Origin of the sequence: Nonomuraea guangzhouensis (assembly GCF_019396345.1) — a bacterium.
Lineage (GTDB): Bacteria > Actinomycetota > Actinomycetes > Streptosporangiales > Streptosporangiaceae > Nonomuraea > Nonomuraea guangzhouensis.
Genome location: NZ_JAHKRM010000027.1, coordinates 158,632 through 181,158, shown reverse-complemented (window position 1 = coordinate 181,158; position 22,527 = coordinate 158,632). Strand labels below are relative to the sequence as shown.

Annotated in this window: 25 protein-coding genes; 15 read left to right on the top strand and 10 right to left on the bottom strand. The window is 70.1% G+C overall.

All coding sequences use genetic code 11. From position 1 onward, the window contains the following. Positions 1 to 135 precede the first annotated feature (135 nt). A complete protein-coding gene (locus KME78_RS44650; RefSeq protein ID WP_219535954.1) occupies positions 136 to 630 on the top strand; it encodes a CAP domain-containing protein in 495 nt (164 codons plus the stop codon). A gap of 322 nt (positions 631 to 952) precedes the next feature. Continuing rightward, positions 953 to 2,071 (top strand): globin domain-containing protein, encoded by a 1,119-nt coding sequence (locus KME78_RS44645; RefSeq protein ID WP_219535952.1) that lies wholly within the window; start codon positions 953 to 955, stop codon positions 2,069 to 2,071. On the opposite strand, the gene KME78_RS44640 is transcribed toward KME78_RS44645, so the two are convergent. Then, entirely contained in the window at positions 2,068 to 2,865 is a 798-nt protein-coding gene (locus tag KME78_RS44640) for a helix-turn-helix domain-containing protein (RefSeq protein WP_219535950.1), read from the bottom strand. The two genes, KME78_RS44645 and KME78_RS44640, sit on opposite strands and share 4 nt — an antisense overlap. Positions 2,866 to 2,974: 109 nt before the next feature. Here KME78_RS44640 and KME78_RS44635 point away from each other — a divergent pair, with 109 nt between their 5' ends. Then, positions 2,975 to 3,544: a GbsR/MarR family transcriptional regulator gene (locus tag KME78_RS44635; RefSeq protein ID WP_219535948.1), complete on the top strand. Its 570-nt coding sequence runs from the start codon at positions 2,975 to 2,977 to the stop codon at positions 3,542 to 3,544. On the opposite strand, the gene KME78_RS44630 is transcribed toward KME78_RS44635, so the two are convergent. Together KME78_RS44630 and KME78_RS44625 are read right to left on the bottom strand one after the other, a co-directional pair. Then, a complete protein-coding gene (locus KME78_RS44630; RefSeq protein ID WP_219535946.1) occupies positions 3,467 to 5,056 on the bottom strand; it encodes an ABC transporter permease in 1,590 nt (529 codons plus the stop codon). The two genes, KME78_RS44635 and KME78_RS44630, sit on opposite strands and share 78 nt — an antisense overlap. Next, complete coding sequence (locus tag KME78_RS44625; RefSeq protein WP_219535944.1) at positions 5,053 to 5,949, bottom strand: ABC transporter ATP-binding protein; 897 nt, start codon at positions 5,947 to 5,949, stop codon at positions 5,053 to 5,055. Before KME78_RS44625 ends, KME78_RS44630 begins: the two co-directional genes overlap by 4 nt. 170 nt (positions 5,950 to 6,119) lie before the next feature. On the opposite strand from KME78_RS44625, the gene KME78_RS44620 reads away from it, so the two are divergent. Together KME78_RS44620 and KME78_RS44615 are read left to right on the top strand one after the other, a co-directional pair. Beyond that, positions 6,120 to 7,199 carry a WD40/YVTN/BNR-like repeat-containing protein gene (locus KME78_RS44620; RefSeq protein WP_219535942.1) on the top strand — a complete coding sequence of 360 codons (1,080 nt, stop codon included), beginning with the start codon at positions 6,120 to 6,122 and terminating at the stop codon, positions 7,197 to 7,199. Between the two features lie 3 nt (positions 7,200 to 7,202). Beyond that, entirely contained in the window at positions 7,203 to 7,511 is a 309-nt protein-coding gene (locus KME78_RS44615; protein ID WP_219535940.1) for a ubiquitin family protein, read from the top strand. Between the two features lie 12 nt (positions 7,512 to 7,523). Here KME78_RS44615 and thyX read toward each other — a convergent pair whose 3' ends face one another. Beyond that, entirely contained in the window at positions 7,524 to 8,306 is a 783-nt protein-coding gene (gene thyX / locus KME78_RS44610; protein WP_219535938.1) for an FAD-dependent thymidylate synthase, read from the bottom strand. Between the two features lie 155 nt (positions 8,307 to 8,461). On the opposite strand from thyX, the gene KME78_RS44605 reads away from it, so the two are divergent. Together KME78_RS44605 and KME78_RS44600 are read left to right on the top strand one after the other, a co-directional pair. Continuing rightward, on the top strand, positions 8,462 to 8,812 hold the full coding sequence (locus KME78_RS44605; protein ID WP_219535936.1) for a DoxX family protein: 351 nt from the start codon (positions 8,462 to 8,464) through the stop codon (positions 8,810 to 8,812). 12 nt (positions 8,813 to 8,824) lie between these two features. Beyond that, entirely contained in the window at positions 8,825 to 9,319 is a 495-nt protein-coding gene (locus KME78_RS44600) for a MarR family winged helix-turn-helix transcriptional regulator (protein ID WP_219535934.1), read from the top strand. Here KME78_RS44600 and KME78_RS66670 read toward each other — a convergent pair. From KME78_RS66670 to KME78_RS44585, 4 genes are all read right to left on the bottom strand, one after another. Beyond that, positions 9,316 to 9,444 (bottom strand): hypothetical protein, encoded by a 129-nt coding sequence (locus tag KME78_RS66670; RefSeq protein WP_281429041.1) that lies wholly within the window; start codon positions 9,442 to 9,444, stop codon positions 9,316 to 9,318. The two genes, KME78_RS44600 and KME78_RS66670, sit on opposite strands and share 4 nt — an antisense overlap. Then, positions 9,441 to 9,947, bottom strand: a complete 507-nt coding sequence (locus KME78_RS68235; protein ID WP_219535932.1) for an ATP-binding cassette domain-containing protein — start codon at positions 9,945 to 9,947, stop codon at positions 9,441 to 9,443. The genes KME78_RS66670 and KME78_RS68235 overlap by 4 nt, the downstream gene beginning before the upstream one ends. Next, a complete protein-coding gene (locus KME78_RS44590) occupies positions 9,872 to 11,029 on the bottom strand; it encodes an amidohydrolase family protein (RefSeq protein WP_219535930.1) in 1,158 nt (385 codons plus the stop codon). Before KME78_RS44590 ends, KME78_RS68235 begins: the two co-directional genes overlap by 76 nt. An 88-nt stretch (positions 11,030 to 11,117) precedes the next feature. Then, positions 11,118 to 13,247 carry an anthranilate synthase component I gene (locus KME78_RS44585; RefSeq protein ID WP_219535928.1) on the bottom strand — a complete coding sequence of 710 codons (2,130 nt, stop codon included), beginning with the start codon at positions 13,245 to 13,247 and terminating at the stop codon, positions 11,118 to 11,120. 301 nt (positions 13,248 to 13,548) lie between these two features. Between KME78_RS44585 and KME78_RS44580 the strand changes: the two genes are divergently transcribed. Together KME78_RS44580 and KME78_RS44575 are read left to right on the top strand one after the other, a co-directional pair. Then, on the top strand, positions 13,549 to 15,111 hold the full coding sequence (locus KME78_RS44580) for a CocE/NonD family hydrolase (RefSeq protein ID WP_246653240.1): 1,563 nt from the start codon (positions 13,549 to 13,551) through the stop codon (positions 15,109 to 15,111). Then, the gene (locus tag KME78_RS44575; RefSeq protein ID WP_219535924.1) at positions 15,093 to 16,034 is read left to right on the top strand and encodes a helix-turn-helix transcriptional regulator; all 942 of its coding nucleotides are present in this window, start codon (positions 15,093 to 15,095) and stop codon (positions 16,032 to 16,034) included. The genes KME78_RS44580 and KME78_RS44575 overlap by 19 nt, the downstream gene beginning before the upstream one ends. Positions 16,035 to 16,043: 9 nt before the next feature. Here KME78_RS44575 and KME78_RS44570 read toward each other — a convergent pair whose 3' ends face one another. Next, a complete protein-coding gene (locus KME78_RS44570; RefSeq protein WP_219535922.1) occupies positions 16,044 to 16,934 on the bottom strand; it encodes an SDR family oxidoreductase in 891 nt (296 codons plus the stop codon). Positions 16,935 to 17,012: 78 nt separating this feature from the next. Between KME78_RS44570 and KME78_RS44565 the strand changes: the two genes are divergently transcribed. The 6 genes from KME78_RS44565 to mctP (KME78_RS44540) all read left to right on the top strand — a co-directional run bounded on the left by KME78_RS44565 (position 17,013) and on the right by mctP (KME78_RS44540) (position 22,051). Further along, complete coding sequence (locus KME78_RS44565) at positions 17,013 to 17,561, top strand: VOC family protein (protein WP_219535920.1); 549 nt, start codon at positions 17,013 to 17,015, stop codon at positions 17,559 to 17,561. Continuing rightward, positions 17,561 to 18,217 (top strand): carboxymuconolactone decarboxylase family protein, encoded by a 657-nt coding sequence (locus KME78_RS44560; protein ID WP_219535918.1) that lies wholly within the window; start codon positions 17,561 to 17,563, stop codon positions 18,215 to 18,217. Before KME78_RS44565 ends, KME78_RS44560 begins: the two co-directional genes overlap by 1 nt. A gap of 60 nt (positions 18,218 to 18,277) precedes the next feature. Continuing rightward, positions 18,278 to 18,487: a DUF3311 domain-containing protein gene (locus tag KME78_RS44555; protein ID WP_219535916.1), complete on the top strand. Its 210-nt coding sequence runs from the start codon at positions 18,278 to 18,280 to the stop codon at positions 18,485 to 18,487. Further along, a complete protein-coding gene (gene mctP / locus KME78_RS44550) occupies positions 18,484 to 20,094 on the top strand; it encodes a monocarboxylate uptake permease MctP (protein ID WP_308127368.1) in 1,611 nt (536 codons plus the stop codon). The genes KME78_RS44555 and mctP (KME78_RS44550) overlap by 4 nt, the downstream gene beginning before the upstream one ends. Before the next feature lie 140 nt (positions 20,095 to 20,234). Next, on the top strand, positions 20,235 to 20,444 hold the full coding sequence (locus tag KME78_RS44545) for a DUF3311 domain-containing protein (protein WP_219535914.1): 210 nt from the start codon (positions 20,235 to 20,237) through the stop codon (positions 20,442 to 20,444). Continuing rightward, positions 20,441 to 22,051: a monocarboxylate uptake permease MctP gene (gene mctP, locus KME78_RS44540; RefSeq protein ID WP_308127367.1), complete on the top strand. Its 1,611-nt coding sequence runs from the start codon at positions 20,441 to 20,443 to the stop codon at positions 22,049 to 22,051. Before KME78_RS44545 ends, mctP (KME78_RS44540) begins: the two co-directional genes overlap by 4 nt. A gap of 59 nt (positions 22,052 to 22,110) precedes the next feature. Here the strand turns inward: mctP (KME78_RS44540) and KME78_RS44535 are convergent, their stop codons facing one another. Continuing rightward, positions 22,111 to 22,452 carry a DUF6285 domain-containing protein gene (locus tag KME78_RS44535; RefSeq protein WP_219535912.1) on the bottom strand — a complete coding sequence of 114 codons (342 nt, stop codon included), beginning with the start codon at positions 22,450 to 22,452 and terminating at the stop codon, positions 22,111 to 22,113. Positions 22,453 to 22,527: the final 75 nt, after the last annotated feature.

The following is a 22,527-nucleotide window of genomic DNA, read 5'->3' as shown; positions in this document are numbered from 1 at the left end:
CCCCTTTGCCCCTTGATGCGGCATATCCCGTCGCCCACAATCCAGAGGAAAGCGCGGAACCACAGGAAGGGAACTCATTGTGCGTACGAACAATGCCTTATTCGCGGCCGGCCGGTCGCGAACGAGGTACTGACGATGGCAGGCTTACGCCCACCTCTCCCCGACGCCACGAGCGACGGCTTCCTCGCGGAGGCGCTGGCCGAGGCCAATGCCCATCGTGCCAAGCATCACGCCCCACCGCTGGTCCTGGACCCCGAGCTGGTCGAGTACGCAAGATCCCGCGCGGCGTCGCGATCGGAATATCCGGACACCGAGGCCGGGCACGACGGACTGAGAGAAGGCACCGGCGAGAACCTTTTCTGGGGCGCCGGTTCGAAAAAGCGGCCGCTCGCCGCAGGGAAAGCGGTTGCTGAATGGTACGACGAAATCAAAGGCTACGACTTCGGCGACCCGGAAAACGTCGCCGACTGCGGTCACTTCACCCAACTGGTGTGGAAGGGCAGCCGGAGGATGGGCGCCGGACGCGTGGCCGGACCAGGTCAGGTTTTCTTCGAGACGTACATCATCTTCGTTTTCGAGGAGTCCGGCAATAATCCCGGCCGCTTCGCGGAGAACGTACGGCCCGCCTGACTTCCGGTCCGGGAGCCGTGCCAGCCGACGGCTCCCCTACGGGCCGATCTTCTCGGCCATACTATGCGAATACGATATATATTCACGTTTGATGACCGAAATCTACCCCAAATGAATGCGGAAAATCACGTTACCGTCACGGAAAGTTCAGGTCAGCGCTGTATCGGGGCGAAACGGTTGTGACGCCCAGGAGGTGGTGTAAGACTCGAATTCGAGCGATCGGTCGAGCCGGGGCCCGCCGAGCGTTCATCACCCGGAGCCGTCAGGGAGGTGTAACGACACGACCGGAATGATATTCCGGCCAAAGGGTGGGGTTAATTTCATGTCGTTGAATCCACGCCTGGTAAAGGAGAGTTTCGCCGTCGTGGAGCCGGTGGCCGACAAGGCCACCGCCTACTTCTACGGCCGGCTGTTCGCCGAGAGTCCGCACCTGCGGGGCATGTTCCCCCCGGCCATGGACATGCAGCGCGACCGGCTCTTCAGCGCGTTGACCCGCATCGTGTGGAGCCTGGACAGCCCGGACAGCCTGGCGTCCTTCCTCGGCCAGCTCGGGCGGGACCATCGCAAGTACGGCGTGATCGCGGAGCACTACACCGCGGTCGGCAACGCCCTGCTGGCGACCATCAAGCGGTTCGCCACCGACATCTGGGACGAGGAGATCGAAGCGGCCTGGGTGGCCGCCTACACCGTCGCGGCCAATCTCATGATCGAGTCGGCCGAGTCCGACTCCGGGGTCTCGCCCGCGTGGTGGCTGGCCGAGGTCGTCGACCACGAGCTGCGTACGGAGGACATCGCCGTCCTGACGCTGCGGCCGACGCAGCGCCTGCCGTACACGCCGGGTCAGTACATCAACGTGCAGGTCGCGCGGTGGCCGCGCGTCTGGCGCACGTTCTCCATCGCCAACGCGCCGCGCGTGGACAACACGATCACGCTGCACGTGCGCTCGGTCCCCTGCGGCTGGGTGTCCACCGCCCTGACCAGGGACACCCGCGTCGGCGACACGGTCATGCTGGGGCCGCCGATGGGCACGATGGCGCTGTGCGACCGCAGCCCGCGCGACGTGCTGTGCGTGGCGGGCGGCACCGGGCTGGCGCCGATCAAGGCGATCATCGAGCACATCATCGCCTCGGGCCGCCGGCCCAACATCCACCTGCTGTTCGGCGCGCGGACGGCGGCGGAGCTGTACGACCTGCCCGACCTCATCCGCATGGAGTCGTCGTTCCCCTGGCTGCGGGTGCTGCCGGTGGTGTCCGGCCAGCCCTCCTACGACGGGATGCGCGGCCGGCTGCCGGAGGTCGCGCAGCGCTTCCACTCGTGGGCCGAGCACGAGGTGTACGTGTGCGGGCCGCCCGCGATGGTCAACGAGACGGTCCGGCGGATGCAGATCGACGGCGTACCCCTGTCACGCATCCACCGCGACATCGTGCAGGGCGAACGCTAGGAGGAGGAGTGCTGCTGGAAGACGGCGGCGGTCTCGTCGTCGTTGGGCCAGAACGTCTCGATGGCGAGCTCGGCGACCGTGACGTCCAGCGGCGTGCCGAACGTGGCGATCGTGGTGAACATCGACAGGATCCGCGTCCCGTGCCTGATCCGCAGCGGCACCAGGATGTCGGCCGGTCCCGGCACGTGCGCCACGTTCAGGTCCACGCCGGGGTAGGTGTAGGCGGCCAGCTCGTCGTGCAGCTCGGCCAGCTGCCCGGAGCCCGACGCCTCCGCCTGCCTGCGCAGCTGGTGCAGCAGGTGGGCGCGGACCTCGGCGAGGTTGACCAGCCGGCCGCCCATCGCCTCGGGGTGCAGCGACAGCCGCATCATGTTGACCGGCTCCTTGAGCAGCTCCTCCGGCACCCCGTCCATGAACATGGCCGCCGGCGCGTTGGCCGCCACCAGGTTCCAGGCGGCGTCCACGACGATCGCCGGGTAGGGCTCGTGCCCGGCGAGGATCTTGTCGAGCGCCTGCCGGACGACGGGGGCGCGGGCCTCGCGTTCGGGGAAGACCGGCGCGAAGCCCGCCGCCACCAGCAGCCGGTTGCGGTGGCGCAGCGGCACCTCCAGTTCCTCCGACAGCTTCATCACCATCTCGCGGCTCGGCCGGGCGCGCCCGGTCTCGAGGAAACTGAGGTGGCGAGCCGACACCTCGGCCTCGATCGCCAGATCGAGCTGGCTCACCCGCCGCCGCTGCCGCCAGGATCGCAGCAGATCCCCGAAGGACTCATCTTCTATAGCGAGCGCACCCATGCCCGCAACGCTATCGAAGGGAGGGAAGCAGGTCGATTACCTCCCACGTAAAGCGGATGGTTCCTTCCCTCAATTCGCGAAATTTCGTAACTCTGGCGATGATGTAGCCATGGGCGAGACGTTCGACGGGGACCGGGAGAGCGAAGGCGCGCGGTTCATGGAACGCTTCGCCATGATCATGTCGGAGTCGGGTTATCCGCGGATGGCGGCCCGGGTCTTCGCCGCGCTGCTGGTCTCCGGGGAGGGCCGGCGGACCGCCGCCGAGCTCGGGGACCAACTCGGCGTCGGCGCGCCGGCGATCTCCGGCGCGGTGAAGTACCTGCTGCGGGTCGGGATGATCACCCGCGAGCGGGACCCGGGGCAGCGTCGCGACCATTACCGCGTCGACCAGGCGGCCTGGTTCAAGGCGACCTCGTCGAGCGATGAGGTCTTCCGCCGGTTCGAGGAGGGTGCGCGCGACGGAGTGGCGGTGTTCGGCACCGGCACGCCGGCCGGGGAGCGGCTGGATGAGGTCCAGCGTTTCTTCGCCTTTCTCCGCGGCGAGGTGCCGAAGCTGATGCGCAGGTGGCAGGAGCAGAACGCGGCCCTGAAGGACGGCCGATCAGCCGAGGTCGCGCCCACGCAGCCCGATGACGCCGAGCGCGGTCAGCGCGGCGGCGACGGCGGTCAGGGCCAGTAGCGGGGCCGCCGCCGTCTGCCCGAGCACGACCCAGGGCACGTGCACGAAGGGGATGATCTGCAGGAACGCCTCGTCCACCTGCCCGAGCAGGCCGAAGATGTCCAGCAGGATGAAGGCCACCCAGACGCCCCAGCTCGCCATCGCCAGGCGGGGCAGCAGCCCGGCCAGCGCCGCGGCGATCCCGGTCATCACCCACACGGCGGGCAGGTAGGCCAGGGCTCCCCCGAACACCTGCGGCAATCTGCCCAGGTCGCCGGTGCTCAGGCCGTACCCGAGGCCGGCGGCGGTGCCGAGTGCGGCCAGCACGAGCGCGGGACCCGCCGCGGCGATGAGGAGGTGGCCGAGCGCCCAGCGGGCGCGGCTGACCGGGGTGACGAGGACGAGGTCGGCGCGCCCGGCCGTCTCCTCAGCGCGCAGCCGCAGCGCGGCGGAGATCCCGTAGGCGGCGACGATCCAGGCGAGCATGGACAGCAGGAAGTTGAGGAAGAAGTCGACCGGTCTGGCGTCCGGGCCGCCGACCCTGCTGATCAGGTCCATGATCTCGGGGGCGTCGATCTGGCCCTCCAGGCCGCCGGTGACGGCCCCGCCGAGCGCGAGACCACCGGCTCCGAAGCCCGCCGACCACGCCAGGACCTGGCCTCGGTGCAGCCGCCAGGCCAGTGCCAGCGGCGTACGCAGGCCGGGCGCCGCCGTGGCGGGCCCGAGCCGCGGCGGCAGCAGGCCGGCGGCGAGGTCGCGGCGGACCGACAGCGCGTACGCCGCGGCGGCCACCAGCGCGACGAGAACCGGCAGCGACGCGAGGACCCACCAGCGCTCTCCCGCGAACGGCCGCACACGCAGCGTCCAGCCCAGCGGCGACAGCCAGGACAGCCAGTCCGCCCCGCCCGCGTCACCGACGGCGCGGATCACGAAGAAGAAGACGAACACCCCCACGCCGAGGCCTCTGGCCGCGGCGGCGCTCTCCGTCACCTGCGCGGCGACGGCGCCGACGGCGGCGAACGTCCAGCCCGCGGCGGCCAGCGAGAGCCCGAGCGCGACGGAACCGCCCACCGGCAGCCCACCGCTCATCAGCACCACCGACATCAGGACGGCGATCAGCAGGTTCGCGGCGAACACCACGGCCAGCACCGCGGTCAGCGGCGCGTGCCGGCCGGCCACCCCCGCGCCGACGAGCTCGCGACGGCCCGACTCCTCCTCCGCCCGGGTGTGCCGGATGACGAGCAGCATGCTCACCAGGCCGAGCAGCATCGCGCCCGAGGAGCCCACGGTCCACGCGGTGAGCCCGCCGACGCTCGGATCGAACACGATGCCGCGCATGGCGACCTGGGCGGGATTGGCCATCGCCGCCCTGGCGGTCGACCGGAGGGCCTCGCTGGTCGGGTACAGCTCGGCCGTGCTGCCGGCGATGGCCGACGGGTAGACGGCGGCCAGAAGACCCCAGCCGGGCAGGATCAGGCGGTCGCGGCGCAGGATGAGACGGGCCAGAGTGCCCGTTCCGGTCAAGGTGCTCACTGGTGGTGCTCCGCTGCGCGGTAGTGACGCAGGAAGAGGTCTTCCAGCGTGGGCGGGGTGGCGGTGACGTTGAGCAGGCCCCGGGCGGTCAGGAGGGAGAACAGCTCGCCCAGGTGGGCCGGCTCGACCTGGCAGCTCACCCGGTTGCCCTCGACGCGCAGGCCGTGGACGCCGGGCAGACCGGCCAGGCCGACCGGCTCGCCGGCCAGCTCCGCGGTGACCGAGGTGCGGGTGAGGTGGCGCAGCTCGGCCAGCGTGCCGGTCTCGACGACGTGCCCGCCGCGGATGATGCTCACCCGGTCGCACAGGGCCTCGACCTCGGACAGGATGTGGCTCGACAACAGCACGGTACGGCCCCGCGCCTTCTCCTCCGCGACGGCGTCCCTGAACACCGCTTCCATCAGCGGATCGAGCCCGGAGGTGGGCTCGTCCAGGATGAGCAGTTCCACGTCCGAGGCCAGCGCGGCGACCAGGGCGACCTTCTGCCGGTTGCCCTTGGAGTAGGCGCGGCCCTTCTTGCGGGGGTCGAGCTCGAACCGCTCGATCAGGCTCTTCCTGCGCCGCGGGTCGACGCCGCCGCGTAACCGTCCCAGCAGGTCGATCACCTCCCCGCCGGACAGGTTGGGCCACAGCGTCACGTCGCCGGGCACATAGGCCAGGCGGCGGTGCAGGTCGGTGGCATCGGCCCAGGGGTCGCCGCCCAGGAGGCTCGCCTCGCCGGAGTCGGCCCGCATCAGGCCGAGCAGGATCCGGATGGTCGTGGACTTTCCCGCGCCGTTCGGTCCGAGGAAGCCGTGCACCTCACCGGTGCCGACGGTCAGCTCGAGATCGTCGAGCGCACGTGTCCGGCCGAAGGTCTTGACCAGGCCGGACACGGAGATCGCGTGCGTCATGCCGGTCAAGCTACACTAATTTCACGAATTTCATGAAAAATCAGCACACAGGATGGCACAGCTCACCAGCCGCCTGCGTAATCGCGCAGCAAATCGCCCAGTCCTCGGCGCTCCTGGTCAGGGCGTGGCACGATGGCGAGAAGCGAACACGGGAGCGATGGGAGCTTGACATGAGCGACGCAGTGCTCGCGATCGGCACCCGCAAGGGCCTGTTCCTCGCCCGCTCAGCGGACGGCGGCCCGTTCGAGGTCGCGCCGATCCAGTTCTCCACCGTCGGTGTGACCTCGGTGGCCATCGACACGCGCGGCACCGCGCCCCGGATCCTCGCGGGCATCGAGTACGGCCACTTCGGCCCCTCGGTGATGTACTCCGACGACCTCGGCGAGACCTGGCAGGAGGCCGAGCGTCCCCCCATCGCCTTCCCCGAGAAGACCGGCGCGACGCTGACCCGGGTGTGGCAGCTCGCGCCGTCGCCCGCCGAGCCCGGAGTGGTCTGGGCCGGGGTGGAGCCGGGCGCGTTGTTCCGCTCAGAGGACCACGGCGTCACCTACGAGCTGGTCGAAGGCCTGTGGGAGCACCCCCACCGGGAGCACTGGCAGCCGGGCGGCGGCGGGCTGTGCCTGCACACGATCATCAATCATCCGGCCGACCCGAAGATCATGGGCATCGCGGTCTCGACGGGCGGCTTCTACCGCACCACCGACGGCGGCCTGTCATGGGAGGCCGCCAACCAGGGCATCCGCGCCCCGTTCATGCCGGAAGGGCAGCAGTATCCCGAATACGGGCAGTGCGTGCACCGGGTGAGCATGCACCCGGCCCGGCCCGAGCGGCTCTTCCTGCAACACCACTTCGGCGTCTACCGCAGCGACGACTTCGGCGGCTCCTGGCACGACATCGGCTCGTCGCTGCCGTCCGACTTCGGCTTCCCGATCGCGGTCCATCCCACCCGGCCCGACACGGTCTACGTGCTGCCGCTGAACGCCGACATCGACCGCACCCCGGTCGATCACCGCTACCGGGTCTTCCGCAGCGACGACGCGGGCGAGACATGGCAGCCGCTGGAGCGCGGGCTGCCCGAGGGGCCGGTGCACGCGAGCGTGCTGCGTGACGCGATGACCGCCGGCGAGGCGGGGGTGTTCTTCGGCACCCGCGACGGCGAGGTCCACTGGTCGCGAGACGACGGCGACACCTGGTCGGCGGTCGCCCGGCACCTGCCCGACGTGCTCAGCGTGCGCGCGGCGGTGCTGTAGTCCATGGCGAAGAACGTGATGATGGTGGTCTTCGTCCTGCCCAACTCGCTGCGCCGCTGGGTGAGCGGCAACAGCGAGGTGAAGGTCTTCGCCGTCGCCGCCGAGCAGGACGCACCGCCGACCCTCGGCTCCGCGCTCGACATGCTGCGCCGTACGCATCCGCTGCTGGAGGAGCGGCTGCGTGACGACTGCGGCCGCATCCGCCGGCACATCCACATGATCGTGTGCGGCGAGAACGCCCGCGGCCTCGGCGGCCTGGACTGCGCGCTGCCGCCGGGCGCCGAGGTCTACGTCATGCCCGCGCTCGCCTGAGACCTGTACTCACTACACCTTGCGCCAGCCTGGGACCCAGGCCCCGTCCTGGATGACGTAGTCGCCAAACAGGGCGGGCGCCTCCTTGACCATGAGCTCGCCGATGCGCTGGAACAGCAGGCGGATCTCCTCCTCGGCCCCCACGGCCGTGCGCGCCTCGATCGTGTGCCGCAGCGTGCGGACGTTGGCCGTCCAGACCAGGCCGGTGGCCAGCCCCTCCGGGGCGAAGCGGCGCATGAACGAGGTGCGGTGCTTCTTCTCCGAGAACTGCACGCCCTCCTCGTCGAGCCCGAAGTGGCCGGCCATCCAGACCTGGAACTGCTCCATCTGCTCCAGCAGGGCCGTGGCCCGCTTCATCAGCTCGGGGTCGGACTGGGCCCACTCGGGGAACCAGAACGGCAGCTCGTCGAGGCGGACGAAACGCAGCGACTCCTGCGAGATGGCCACCCCGGGCCGGTGCCGGACGAGCTCGTGGGTGAGCACGCGGCTGACGTTGTGCAGCACGAAGCTGAAGTTGAGATGCTCGAGCACCGAGCCGTGGGCGCTGGCCAGGATGTTGCGCAGGTAGTCGCCCTGGTCCTCGCGGATGCGCACCACGTTGGGGTTGAGTCCGGGCTCGAAGGAGCGGTAGCAGAGGCGCCCGGCGAACTCCGCCAGGTTCTGTGCGTCGAGGTCGCCCCGGTCGAGCCGCTCCAGCCAGCTCTCCCCGCCGACCTCGCCCAGGTAGCGGGCGAGCTCGTCGTAGTCGAGGTCAGGACGGGCGACGAGGAACACCTCGGGTTCGACGGTGCGCATGGAAGAGCCCCCGCTCGGGTTAGGCGATGTGATGGCCCCAGCAAACCAGGTCGCGGACCTGCGCGCGACTCGGCACGGGGTCCGGCTGAACACTTGTCGCTTCAAGTTTTTGGGCCTACAGTCGGAGACCCTCGAATAACTTGAAGGGACAACTTATGAACGTCGTCCTCTGGGTCCTCCAGGCCCTGCTCGCCGTCGCCTTCCTCTTCGGGGGCTTCATGAAGGCCACCCAGCCCAAGGAGAAGCTCCAGCCGCGCATGGGGTGGGTGGACGACTTCAGCCAGCAGCAGGTCAGGGCCATCGGCGTGGTGGAGGTGCTCGGCGCGCTCGGCCTGGTGCTGCCCTGGGCCACCGGCATCGCCCCGATCCTCACGCCCCTGGCGGCCGTCGGTCTCGGCATCACCATGATCGTCGCCGCCCAGGTCCACCGGAGGCGCAAGGAGAGCTTCGCCGTTAACCTGGTACTGCTGGCGATGGTGGTCATCGTCGCGGTCGGCCGATTCTGAGCTGGGGGTCCATTGGTCGAGGGGCTCGACCATGACGAGCAGCGGGCCTGGCAGGGCCTGCTCGCGGTGATGCTCGTCGGCATTCCGCAGGTGGAGCGTACGTTCCGCACGCACGGCCTGGTCCACATCGAGTACGGCCTGCTCAACACGCTGGCCACCGGGCCGTTGCGGCTCAGCGACCTGGCCACCCTGGGCAACGTCTCGATCAGCCGGCTCAGCCATCGGGTCAGCAAGCTCGTCGAGCGCGGCTACGTACAACTGCGGCCCGACGAGAACGACGGCCGGGCCAGTGTCGCCGAGATCACCGCCGAGGGGCGGGCGGTCGTCGCCGCGATCGCCCCGGAGCACGCGCGGGCCCTGCGTGAGGTGCTGTTCGATCACCTCACGCCCGCGCAGGTCGCCGCGCTGGCCGACGCCATGCAGAGCGTCGGGGCCAAGCTCGGCGCCTGCATGGAGGACGGCCGTCCGAAAGAGCAGGCCGGGCCCGGCCCCACGGGGTGCGGCTAGGTGATGTCCCGCCGGATCGTCGTGGCCGAGGCGAGCAGCGCGTAGCCGAGCAGCACCACGGCGCCGGCCCAGGCCGGCAGCAGATAGTCGGTGCCGAGCCCGAGGTCGACGCCGCTGTTGGTCACCGCGCCGGCCGCGCCGCCCGGCGTCCACTTGCCGACGGGCTGCAACGCGGGGATCGCGTTGACCAGTCCCTCGACGATGAACACCCAACGTTGTCGACGATCTGCTCGACCTCGGCCAGCACGTGGCTGGAGACCAGGACGGCGGCGCCCTGCTCGTGGGACAGGTAACGCAGGAAGCCGCGTAACCATTGGATGCCCGCCGGGTCGAGCCCGTTGGCGGGCTCGTCCAGGATGAGCACCTTGGGGTGGCCGATCAGCGCGGTGGCCAGCGCCAGCCGCTGCCGCATGCCCAGCGAGAAGGCCAGCACCCGCTTGTCGGCCACGTCGGCGAGACCGACCTGTTCCAGCGCCTCCGTGGCGCGCCGTGCCGGAATCGGCGGTGCACAGCCCGAGGAGGCTGCCCAGGGTGGTGGTCTTGCCCAGGAATTCAGAGCCGGTAGACCCGGCGGGCATTGCCGGAGCCGATCATGTGAGCCACCCGGGCGGCGTCGGCGGCGCTCCACTCCCCCGCGTCGAGCCGCGACTTGAGCGTGGCGGCGAGGGCCCGGCGGAAGTAGAGGGCGCCCAGGTGGCCGGTCTCGGCCACGCCGTGGCAGCCGGAGCCGAAGAGCTGCTTGTGGAAGGGCACCAGCTCCAGCAGTTCGTCCATGATCCGCGCGGATCCGGCGGCGCTGTAGGTCAGCGCGAGGCCGACGTCGACGTAGACGTGCGGGAAGACGCCGGCCAGATAGGCGGCCTGGCGGTGGAACGGGTAGCAGTGCAGCAGCACCACCGGCACGCCGATCGGCTGCAGCGCCTTGACGAACGTGGTCATCCGTGCCGGATCGGTACGCTGCGGGCCCGGGTGGAACCCGTGGTCGGGGTCGCCGAAACCGGCGTGGAACTGGACGGGCAGGCCGCGTTCCCTGGCCACGTCGACGGCGGTCCACAGCAGGTAACGCAGCAGGATCGGGTCGGTCAGCGGCTCCTTGGGGTCGGACAGCCGGCGGTTGGCCGCCGCGATGACCGCGCCCCTGCTGGGCCTGGATGGGTCGAAGTCGAGGCCGCACCGGTAGCCGATGACCGTCGCCATCCCCACGGCTCTGGCGGCCCTGGCGGTGAGCTCCTCGGCCAGGCTGTCCATGTAGTCGAGGGCCAGCTGGGCCATCTCGGCCACGTCGTGCTCGATCTGCTCGATGGAGACGACCTCGTTCGCGGCCGCGTCGCCGTGGCGGGCCAGCTCGGCGGCCGTCAGCAGCTCGGCGCCCTCCATGCCGGTGTCGACCAGGAACGCCCCCACCCCGGCGGCCCGCAGCAGCCGCCGGTTGACCTCGTCGGCGCCGAGCTCGGCCCGGCGGGCCAGGTAGACGGCGGGCGCGGTGTGCGGCTCCAGGTCGAGCACGGGCGCGCACCAGCGGCGGATGGCCGCGCCGATCGGCGCGTCGAAGTGGGTGGTGCCGGGCGGCGCCGGGCAGCCGCCCGCGTTGATCAGCAGCTCGAACTGGGCTCTGGACAGGTCGTCGCGGCGCACCCCGTGGCAGTGGTGGTCGACCAGCGGGGCCAGGAGGGCGTCACGCACCGTATCGGGCAGATCTACGGGGAGCATGCGGAGACTCTAAGTGGTCTCCGCACGCCCCCGTGGACGTTTTACCTACCGGAAAGACGCGCTGGATCCTCACCTATCGGAGGCAGCCTCACCGGCGGGCGAGACGGAGGACGTTGGCGATGACCCTCGCGCCCGCGCCGCCCTCGGCGGTGAGGATCGACTCCGGGTGGAACTGCACGGCGAAGCGGCGCCGCTCGGTGTCCTCGATCGCCATGACGTTGCCGTCCGGCGTGACCGCGGTCGGGGTGAAGCCGACCACGCCCGCCCGCTTGGCGTGCAGGGAGTGGTAGCGGGCCGCGACGAACTCCTCGGGCAGACCGTCGAGCAGCGCGTCGCCGCCACCCAGCCGGCTGACCTGGCCGCGCTTGCCGTGCTCGGGGTAGTCGAGCAGCTCCAGCGAGCCGCCCGCGTGCTCGACCATCGCCTGCAGGCCGAGGCAGACGCCGAAGACCGGCAGGTCGCGGGCGTAGATCTGGTCGATCAGCGCCGACATGCCGAAGTCGGACGGCCAGCCGGGCCCCGGCGACAGAACGACGAGGTCGGGCGCCAGGTCGTCGAGCATGGCCGCCGGGAAGCCGTGGCGCAGCGTGACCACCTCGGCGCCCTCCTGGCGGAAGTAGTCGGCGAGCGTGTTGACGAAGGAGTCCTCGTGGTCGACGAGCAGCACCTTCATGCCCTGACCCGGCTGCTCGCGGGTCTGCGTGACCGGCTGGGCGTGCGGCTGGTTGACCGCGGCCAGGGCGCCGAGCAGGGCGCTGGCCTTCAGCTCGGTCTCGCGCTCCTCGGCTTCGGGGTCGGAGTCGAACAGCAAGGTGGCGCCGGCCCTGACGGTCGCCAGGCCGTTCTTGATCTGGGCGGTGCGCAGGGTCAGGCCGGTGTTCATGGAGCCGTCGAAGCCGATGAAGCCGATGGCGCCGCCGTACCACCTGCGGGTGGTGGCCTCGTGGTCCTCGATGAACTGCATGGCCCAGGTCTTGGGCGCGCCGGTGACCGTGACGGCCCACATGTGGGTGAGGAAGGCGTCAAGGGCGTCGAACTCGGGCCGCAACCGGCCCTCGATGTGGTCGACGGTGTGGATCAGGCGGGAGTAGAGCTCGATCTGGCGGCGGCCGATGACCCGGACGGAGCCGGGCACGCAGATGCGCGACTTGTCGTTGCGGTCGACGTCGGTGCACATGGTCAGCTCCGACTCCTCCTTGACGCTGGTCAGGAGGGTGCGGATGGCCTCGGCGTCCTCGATCGGGTTGCTGCCGCGGGCGATCGTGCCGGAGATGGGGCAGGTCTCGACGCGGTCGCCGCTCACCCGGACGTACATCTCGGGCGAGGCGCCGACCAGGTGCTCGCCCTCGCCGAGGCTGATGATGAACTCGTACGGGGCCGGGTTGCTGTGGCGCAGGCCGCGGAAGAACGCCGACGGGTCGGTGCAGGTGGCGTGGAAGACCTGGCCGGGCACGACCTCGAACAGGTCGCCGCGCTTGAACTTCTCCTTCGCGGCGGCCACGACCCTGGCGTAGTCGCCCCGCTTCGGGTCGGCGGGCACCTCGGCGGGCTCGGTGATGGGCACGGACGCGCCGGTGCGCTCCAGGCCGCGGGTGGTGGCGCCGTCGACGGTGAACTCGTAGCGGTATTCGACGCTGGTCTCGCGCTGGCGGTCGATCACCACCAGCCGGTCGGGCAGGTGCAGCACCAGGTCGCGCTGGTCGTCGGGGCGGACGAGCTCCTGCCGGATCGGCTCGAACTGGAAGGCCAGGTCGTAGCCGAAGGAGCCGTAGAGGCCCAGGTGCGGGTCGTCGCCCCGGAAGGCGGCGATGACCTCGCGGATCGCGGTGAACACGGTGGGCCGGCGGCTGCGCATCTCCTCCGTGAGCAGGTCCGCCGACTCGGGCACGTGCACCTCGACGAAGTCGGCGGTCGGCTCCTCGACGGGCTTGCCCGCGGCCAGCAGGCAGGAGACCACGGCGGGCAGCACGACCCTGCCGCGCGCGTTGAGCGCCCTGGCGGAGATCCGGCGGCCCTTGGCGACCAGCTCCAGGCAGGGGTCGACGTAGCCGAAGGCCCATCGGCTGTAGCGACCCGGGTAGTCCATCCCGGAGGAGAAGGCGCCACCGCGCCGCTCTCCGAGTGCCGTCACGATCTCTTCGAGCGCTTCCTCCGGCACTTGGCGTACCTCACGCTCGACGCCGATGCCCCCTGCGGTGGTATATCCGCTCGTCTCCACTGCTGCCCCTTGTCGAAAACCGATGGTTCAAACACTGATGCCCCGGGGGCGGACACGAGAAAGGCCGCCTTCCGGGGCGGCCGTCCGTTGAGGAATGCGAATCACGCGCCGCCTAGGAGCGGCGCCACCACTGAAGCTGCAACGAGATTCGCATGTGGCAAGCGTAACCGGCGCGCGATGATCACGCAACGCGCCCGCGCCGGGATGCTCCACATCGCCCCCCGGGGTATCGCGCCTATGGGGCATCTGTTACTGGTAGGTAATGCGACGAGTGCGGGTCCGGCGTGACCTTCCCGTTCCGATGCCCGACGGCGTGACCCTGCTGGCCGACCACTACGCGCCGGTCAGGTCGGACCGGGCGCCGGTGATCCTGATCCGCTCGCCGTACGGCAGGCGGGGCGTGTTCGGCTGGGTGTACGGCCGGGGCTTCGCCAGGCGCGGCTTCCAGGTGGTGATCCAGAGCTGCCGGGGCGGTTTCGGCTCCGGCGGGACGCTCGACCCTCTCGGCGACGAGCACGACGACGGCCTGGCCACCGTCGCCTGGATGCGCGAGCAGCCCTGGTACGGCGGGTCGTTCGCGATGTTCGGCCCCTCCTATCTCGGCTACACCCAGTGGGCCATCGCGGCCGACGCCGGGCCGGAGCTGAAGGCCATGGCCACGCAGATCACCGCCTCGCAGTTCAGGGACGCCGCCTACGTGGGCGGGGCGTTCGCGCTGGAGTCGGCGCTGAGCTGGACCACGCTGACCGACGCCATGTCGCGCCGCTTCGGTGGTACGGCGATGCTGACGGCGCCCCGGCTCACCCGCAGGGCCGTCCTGTCCGGGCGGCCGGTGGCCGAGCTGGACCTGGTGACGGCGGGGCGGCCGCTGCCGTTCTTCCAGGATCTCCTGGCGCACCACGCCGACCCGGCGGTGCCGTACTGGGACAAGCGTGACTTCTCCCCGAAGGTCGGCGAGGTAGAGGCGGCCGTCACCATGCTGGGCGGCTGGTACGACGTGTTCCTGCCGTGGCAGCTCAAGGACTATCAGGCGATGCGGGCGGCGGGGCGCCGGCCGTACCTGACGATCGGGCCCTGGTACCACGTGGACGCCCGGCACGGGCGGCCCTCGATGGCCGACGCGCTGGCCTGGTTCCGCGCGCACCTGCTGGGCGACCGGTCCGGGCTGCGGGCCGAGCCGGTACGGCTGTACGTGACGGGGGCCGAGGAGTGGCGCGACTACCCCGACTGGCCGGTGCCCGGGATGCGGCAGGAGCGATGGCACCTGCGGCGCGGCTTCGGGCTCGGGACCGAGCCGCCGGAGGAGGGTGAGCCGGACCGGTTCCGCTACCACCCGGACCATCCGACGCCGGTGATCGGCGGGCCGGTGCTGCTGGCCGACTCCAGGCCGCGGGACCAGCGGCGGTTAGAGGCACGGCGCGACGTGCTGGTCTACAGCTCCCCGGCGCTGGAGTCGGACGTGGAGCTGATCGGGCCGGTCGGCGCCGAGCTGTTCGTCAGGTCGAGCACGCCGTACGTGGACGTGGTCGTGCGTGTCTGCGACGTGCATCCGGACGGCCGCTCGCTCAACGTGTGCGAGGGTGTGCGGCGGCTGGGTCCCGACCTGGCGGGGGACATTAAGGAGAAGGACATACGGCGGGTGCTGGTGGACCTGTGGCCGGTGGGGCACCGGTTCGCGCGCGATCACCGGATCCGGGTGCAGGTGGCCGCTGGGGCGTACCCGACGATCGCCCGTAATCCGGGCACCGGCCTGCCGCTCGGGCGCGGCGGCGAGATGGTGCCCGCCGACGTCGAGGTGTTCCACTCCCCCGAGCACCCCTCGGCCATGCTGCTGCCCGTCCTGCCATGCGCGCCGCGCGACTGATGTCGCTGCTCCTGCTGTTGCAGGGGCGCGGCGGGATGACGGCGGCGGAGCTGGCCAAGGAGCTGGAGGTGTCGGAGCGGACGATCCACCGTGACGTGCTCGCGCTGGCGGAGTCGGGGGTGCCGGTCTACGCCGATCGGGGGCGTGGTGGCGGTTACCGGTTGCTGGACGGCTACCGTACCCGGCTGACCGGGCTCGACCGGGCCGAGGCGGAGGCGTTGTTCCTTTCGGGGGTGCCGGCGGCGCTGCGGGAGATGGGGCTGGAGGAGGTGGCCGCGACGGCCCGGCTGAAGGCCGCCGCGGCGCTGTCCCCCGGGGTGCGGGACGCGCCCGCGACGGCCGCGCAGCGCTTCCACCTGGACGCGCCCGGCTGGTTCGCCGGCGACTCCCCGCCGCCGGCCGCGCTCGCCCCGCTGGCCAGGGCCGTCTGGCGGGACCTGTCGGTGACGGCCGTCTACAAGGACGCGGAGCGGACGCTGGAGCCGTACGGGCTCGTGCTCAAGGCGGGCGCCTGGTATCTGGCGGCGAGGAGCGGCGAGCGGTTCCTGATCTTCCGGGTGGACCGTTTCGGGGAGATCGGCGTGCTCGCCCGGGTCTTCGAGCGCGACCCGGGCTTCGACCTGGCGGCCTTCTGGGCGGGGCAGTCCGCGGCGTTCAGCCGGTCGCTGCTGCGCGAGACGGTCACGCTGCGGCTGAGCGAGGCGGGTGTGCGCATGCTGCGCCACATCGCCGACCCGGCCGCCCTGCCCGGCGCGCTGGCCTCGCTCCAGCCCGACGGGACGATCCGGCTGGGGGTGGAGTCGGTGCGGGTGGCGTACGGGCAGGTGCTGCGGTTCGGGCCGGAGGCGGAGGTGCTCGGGCCACCGGAGCTGCGCGCCCTGGTGGCCGAAGCGGCGGCGCGACTGGCGGCCCTTTACCAGTGAACGGTCCTCTTACCGGTAGTCCTCCGGGTCGGCCTCCTTTCCCGGCTCCCGCACCTCCGTGATGAACCGCCACACGTCCGGCCTGCTGCCGTCCAGGTCCGTGAACCCGTACACCTGGGCCAGCTCACCGCTGGAGACCGACTTGCCGGACCAGCGTCGCTTGTCGGGATCGGTGGCCAGGGCGGCGACCGCGCGGCCCGCGTAGGCCGGTGACTCCGACACCGCCCACGCGGGGTCGGGCTTGGCCTCGCGCCAGGTCTCCTCGGTGACGCCGAACAGCTCCAGCATGGCCTCCGAGCGCAGGAACCCCGGGGTGAGCGCCACCGCCGTGCCGCCGTGCGGCTCCAGGTCGTGCGCCTGGCTGAAGGCCAGGCGGTTGACCGACACCTTGGCCAGGTCGTAGTACGGCGAGACCCGGTAGTGGGTGTCGTTGTAGTCGGTGGTGCCGTCGGTCACCTCGACCACCAGGCCGCCCGGGTTGCGGATCAGCAGCGGCAGCAGGTGGTGGCTGGTGATGAGGTGGGTGTCGATCGCCAGCCTGAGCAGCCGCAGCCCGTTGTCCAGGTCGTGCTTCCACACCGGTGTCTCCCATTCGTACAGCGGCTCGCCACCCCACACGTCGTTGACCAGCACGTCGAGCCGCCCCTGTTCGCGGTCGATCCGTTCGGCCAGTGCCTTGACCTGGGCCGGGTCCAGGTGGTCCACCCGCACCGCGATGCCGGTGCCGCCGGCCCGCGTGACCAGCTCGGCCGTCTCCTCGATCGTCTCGGACCGGTTCAGCTCCGAGCGGCCTTCACGCGTCGATCTGCCGGTGCAGTACACGGTCGCGCCGACCGCGCCCAGCTGGACCGCTATTCCTCGTCCCGTTCCGCGGGTCGCGCCCGCCACCAGAGCAATCATGGGGCCATGCTCGCCCGGAAAGAGGACATCTCCTGTCATGTTTTTTCGCCAGAACCCTGTGATAAGTAAGGAGTTACTATGAACAGCGAATTCGAGGTGCGCGGGGTCAACCACATCGCCCTGGTCTGCTCGGACATGAAGCAGACCGTCGACTTCTACTCCGGCGTGCTCGGCATGCCGCTGATCAAGACGATCGAGCTGCCGATGGGCTGGGGGCAGCACTTCTTCTTCGACTGCGGCGGCGGCAACGCGCTGGCGTTCTTCTGGTTCCCCGACGCGCCCGAGGGCGTGCCCGGCGTGTCGGCGCCGCGTAACCTGCCCGACCGGGGCGAGCTGCTGTCGGCCGTCGGGTCGATGAACCACATCGCCTTCGACGTGCCGCCCGAGCGGATCGAGGAGTACCGCGAACGGCTGGTCGCCAAGGGCATCGACGTCGGCGTGCTGCTCAACCACGACGACAGTGAGTTCGGCGTGGCGCCCGAGATGCATGACGGCGTGTTCGTCCGGTCGATCTACTTCAAGGACCCCGACGGGGTGCTGGTCGAGTTCGCCGCCTGGACCCGGCAGGTCGGGCAGCCCGGCGACGTACGGCACGAGCCGAGGACCGCTGCCGAGCGGACCGTCTGATGCCGCGGCTGCGGCCGGTGCCCCGCGAGGAGATGACCGACCCGCTGGTGACGTTCTTCTACGACCAGCTGTTCTCGCCGGAGCGGGCGGGCACGGCGACGGGCTCGCCCGGCGACTGGTGGACGGTGTTCGCGCTCGACCCGAAGATCTTCCGGCACGCCGTCAAGGGCTTCCAGCTCTACCGGGAGTCCTCGCTGGACCCGGTGCTGCGCGAGCTCGGCCAGACCAGGGCGGGGTGGGCGCGGCAGAGCCAGTTCGTCTTCTCCCAGCACTGCAAGCAACTGCGGGCGCTCGGCGTACCCGAGGAGAAGGTGCGGGCGGTCGCGCACTGGCAGGTCAGCGACGTGTTCGGCGAGCTGGAGCGGGCCGTGCTCGCCTACACCGACGGGCTCGTGCTCGACGGCGGACGGGTGCACGACGAGGTGTTCGCGGTGCTCCGCGCGCACCTGCCGGACGAGCAGATCCTGGAGCTCACCTACGTGACCTGCCTGTACGAGATGCACGCCACGATGGCCAGGGCGCTGCGGCTGGAATGGGACGACCGGCCCGACCCGATCGTCGAGGTGCCCGCGCCCGAGGGCTACGGCAGCCGTGACATCGCCGACGAGGTGACCGTTCGTCGCGAGGAGCAGACCACTCGTCGATCGGTGACCTGACCGAAATAATCACGTCACTAGTCTGCGAGGGCAAGAGCCGCATCTCCCTAGGAGACCGCCTTGCCCGATGACAAGAGTGACCGCAGCCCCTGGTACTGGCTGCTGCTCGTGCCCATCGCCATCCCCCTGATGCCATTCCTGTTCAACTCCGCCGAGCCCAGCCTGCTGGGCTTCCCGCTGTTCTACTGGCTGCAGATCGCCTTCATCGCTCTCGGCGTGGGCACGACCACGCTGGTGTACCAGATGACCAAGCGCGGGAGGAAGCGGTGAGCGAGCACCTTACCGAGATCATCGTCTTCACCGTACTGTTCCTGGTGGTCAGTGGTATGGGCTTCGTCGCCGCCCGGTGGCGCCGGCCGGACGACCTGGCCAGCCTCCACGAGTGGGGGCTGGGCGGCCGCAACTTCGGGCCGTGGATCACCTGGTTCCTCATCGGCGGCGACCTCTACACCGCCTACACGTTCGTGGCCGTGCCCGCGCTGCTGTTCGGCGCGGGTGCCGCCGGGTTCTTCGCGGTGCCGTACACGGTGATCACCTACCCGATCGTGTTCCTCATCATGATCCGGTTGTGGTCGGTGTCGCACGTGCACAGCCTGGTCACCCCGGCCGACTTCGTCCGGGTCCGGTTCGGGTCGCCGACGCTGGCGCTGCTGGTGGCCATCACCGGCATCGTGGCGACCATGCCGTACATCGCGCTGCAGCTCGTCGGCATCGAGGCCGTGCTGAAGACGATGGGCGTGGCCGGCAGCGGGTTCCTCAGCGACCTGCCGCTGATCATCGCGTTCGTGATCCTGGCCGCCTACACCTACCAGTCGGGGCTGCGGGCGCCCGCGCTCATCGCGTTCGTCAAGGACGTCCTCATCTATCTGGTCATCCTCGTCGCGATCATCTACATCCCGGCCCGGCTGGGCGGCTGGAGCCAGATCTTCGGCGACGCCGCGGCCAAGTTCGCGGCCACGCCGGCGCCCAACGACGGGATCCTGCTCAACTCCAACAACCAGCTCCAGTACGTCACGCTGGCGCTGGGCTCGGCGCTGGCGCTGTTCCTCTACCCGCACAGCGTCACCGGCGTGCTCGCCTCGCGCAACCGCGACGTGATCAAGCGGAACATGTCCGCGCTGCCCGCCTACAGCCTGCTGCTGGCGCTCATCGCGCTGCTCGGCTACATGGCCATCTCGGCGGGCATCAAGCCGATCGGCACCGACGTCAACACCGTCGTGCCGCAGCTGTTCGACAAGCTGTTCCCCGACTGGTTCGCGGGCGTCGCGTTCGCGGCCGTCGGCATCGGCGCGCTCGTCCCGGCGGCCATCATGTCGATCGCGGCGGCGAACCTGTTCACCCGCAACATCTACCGCGAGTACATCAACCGCAACCCGACCGACGCCCAGGAGGCCGGGGTCAGCAAGGTCACCTCGCTGGTGGTGAAGGTCGGCGCGGTGCTGTTCATCCTGCTCATCGACCCGCAGTTCTCCATCGACCTGCAGCTCATCGGCGGCGTGATCATCCTGCAGACGCTGCCGTCGGTCGCCATCGGCCTGTTCACCCGCTGGTTCCACAAGGGCGGCCTGATCGCGGGCTGGGTGGCCGGGATGGGCGCCGGCATGCTCATGCTCTACAACGTCGCCAACCCGGCCACCAAGCACGAGCACTTCGGCGGGTCGGCGTTCGCGCTGGCCAAGCTGGGCCTCGACACCAAGATGACGATCTACGCGGGCTTCCTGGCGCTGGCCGTCAACCTGATCGTGGCGGTGCTCGGCACGCTGCTGTTCCGCGCGCTCAAGGTCGCCGACGGCCCTGACGGCACGGCGCCCGAGCACTTCACGGCCGACGAGGGCGACCCGCGCATCAAGGACATCGAGCTCTCCGGCTCGACGTGACTCTCTGCATTTAGGCCAAACCGTAACCCCGATGACATTGGGATTAATACCTCGGAAAAGCTAATCTCCCCTCATTGACGATTGGTCAGGGGCCGGTTCAGACCGTGGGCCGGCTCCTGACTCATGTTTCGGAGGGGTCGATGACAACCCGGGAACCCGGGCAGGCACGCAGTGACCGCAGCCCGTGGAACTGGCTGCTGGTCCTGCCCATCGCGCTGCCGCTGATGACCTTCCTGTTCAACGCCGACGAGCCCCGGCTGCTCGGCTTCCCGCTGTTCTACTGGCTGCAGATCGCCTTCATCGCCGTCGGCGTCGGCTGCACCACGATCGTCTACAGGATGACCAAGTGAACCCCAATGTGACCGAGCTGGTCGTCTTCGCGCTGCTGTTCCTCACGGTGAGCGTCATGGGGTTCGTGGCGGCCAAATGGCGGCGGCCCGAGAACATCGAGAGCCTGCACGAGTGGGGACTGGGCGGCCGGAACTTCGGCTCCTGGATCACCTGGTTCCTGGTGGGCGGCGACCTCTACACGGCCTACACCTTCGTGGCCGTGCCCGCGCTGGTGTTCGGGGCCGGGGCGCTGGGCTTCTACGCCCTGCCGTACACGGTGGTGGTCTATCCGCTGGTGTTCCTGGTGCTGGCCCGGATGTGGTCGGTGTCGCACGTGCACGGGTTCGTCACTCCGGCCGACTTCGTCCGGGCCCGGTTCGGGTCGCCGACGCTGGCGCTGATCATCGCGATCACCGGCCTGGTGGCGACCATGCCGTACATCGCGCTGCAGCTCGTCGGCATCGAGGCGGTGCTGAAGACGATGGGCATCACCGGGCATCTGCCGATCATCATCGCCTTCGCCATCCTCGCGGCGTACACCTACCAGTCGGGGCTGCGGGCGCCGGCGCTGATCGCGTTCGTCAAGGACACGCTGATCTACATCGTGATCCTGGCGGCGGTCATCTACATCCCGGCCAAGCTGGGCGGCTGGGGGTCGATCTTCGACGCGGCCAAGGCCAAGTTCGACGCGACCCCGGCGCCCGGCGACGGCATCACGCTCAACGCCAACAACCAGCTCCAGTACGTCACGCTGGCCTTCGGCTCGGCGCTCGCGCTGTTCCTCTACCCGCACAGCCTCACCGGCGTGCTGGCCTCGAAGAACCGCGGCGTCATCAAGCGGAACATGGCGGCGCTGCCCGCCTACAGCTTCCTGCTCGGCCTGATCGCGCTGCTCGGCTTCATGGCGATCGCGGCGGGCACCAAGGGCGTCGTGGGCGCGACCGGCAAGGTGGACAACAACACGATCATCCCGGCGCTGTTCGACCAGATGTTCCCCGACTGGTTCGCGGGCGTCGCCTACGCGGCCATCGGCATCGGCGCGCTCGTCCCGGCGGCCATCATGTCGATCGCCGCGGCGAACCTGTTCACCCGCAACATCTACCGCGAATACCTGCGCAAGGACGCCACCGACGCGCAGGAGGCCAAGGTCTCCAAGCTGGTGTCCCTGGTGGTCAAGGTGGGTGCGGTGCTCTGCATCCTGCTGCTCGACCCGCAGTTCTCCATCGACCTGCAGCTCATCGGCGGCGTGATCATCCTGCAGACGCTGCCGTCGGTGGGGCTGGGCCTCTACACGCGCTGGTTCCACAAGGGCGGCCTGATCGCGGGCTGGGCGCTGGGCATGGGCGCGGGCATCTGGATGCTGTACCTGGTCCCGAACCCGGCGACCGGCAAGGCCCACTTCGGTGGGTCGGCGTTCGGGCTGTCGAACCTCGGCCTCGACACCAAGATGACGATCTACGCGGGCTTCCTGGCGCTGGCGGTCAACCTGATCGTGGCGGTGCTCGGCACGCTACTGTTCCGGGCGCTGAAGGTGGCCGACGGGGAGGACGCGACGTCCCGGGAGGACTACTTCGCGGACGAGGGCGACCCCAAGGTCAAGGACCTGGACCTGGCTGCCTCGCACTGATCGCCTTCCGGGCCGGTTGATGGCCGGTTCCCCACCGGGAACCGGCCATCGCCGATCGGCTACCCGTCACCGAGATAGCCGGGGTTGGCCACCTCCAGCTTGGCCCCTACGGCGTCCCTGAGCGCTTCGACCAGAGCCGAGTCGTCGAAGCGGCCCTCACGCACCGCCGCCGCCAGCTCCGCGTCGTCGGCCACCCCCAGCCCGGCCAGCCGCCGCTCGTGCTCCGCCGCCTGGGCGGGGCCGAGCTCGATCTCCCGCTCGACCATGCCGAGCACGTTGATCGCCACACGGGTGTGGAATCGCACCCGCCCCTCGACCGCGGGCAGCACGTCGTCGGCCAGGAAGTCGCGCACTGCCGCCACCAACTGGGCCGCCGAGGGTACATCGTGCGGGGCTGCCATGAGGAACTCCCTATCCGTTGATCATCGAGCTGTGCCGTAGCATCCCACTGACCGGCAGGTGGATCCCTACGAACA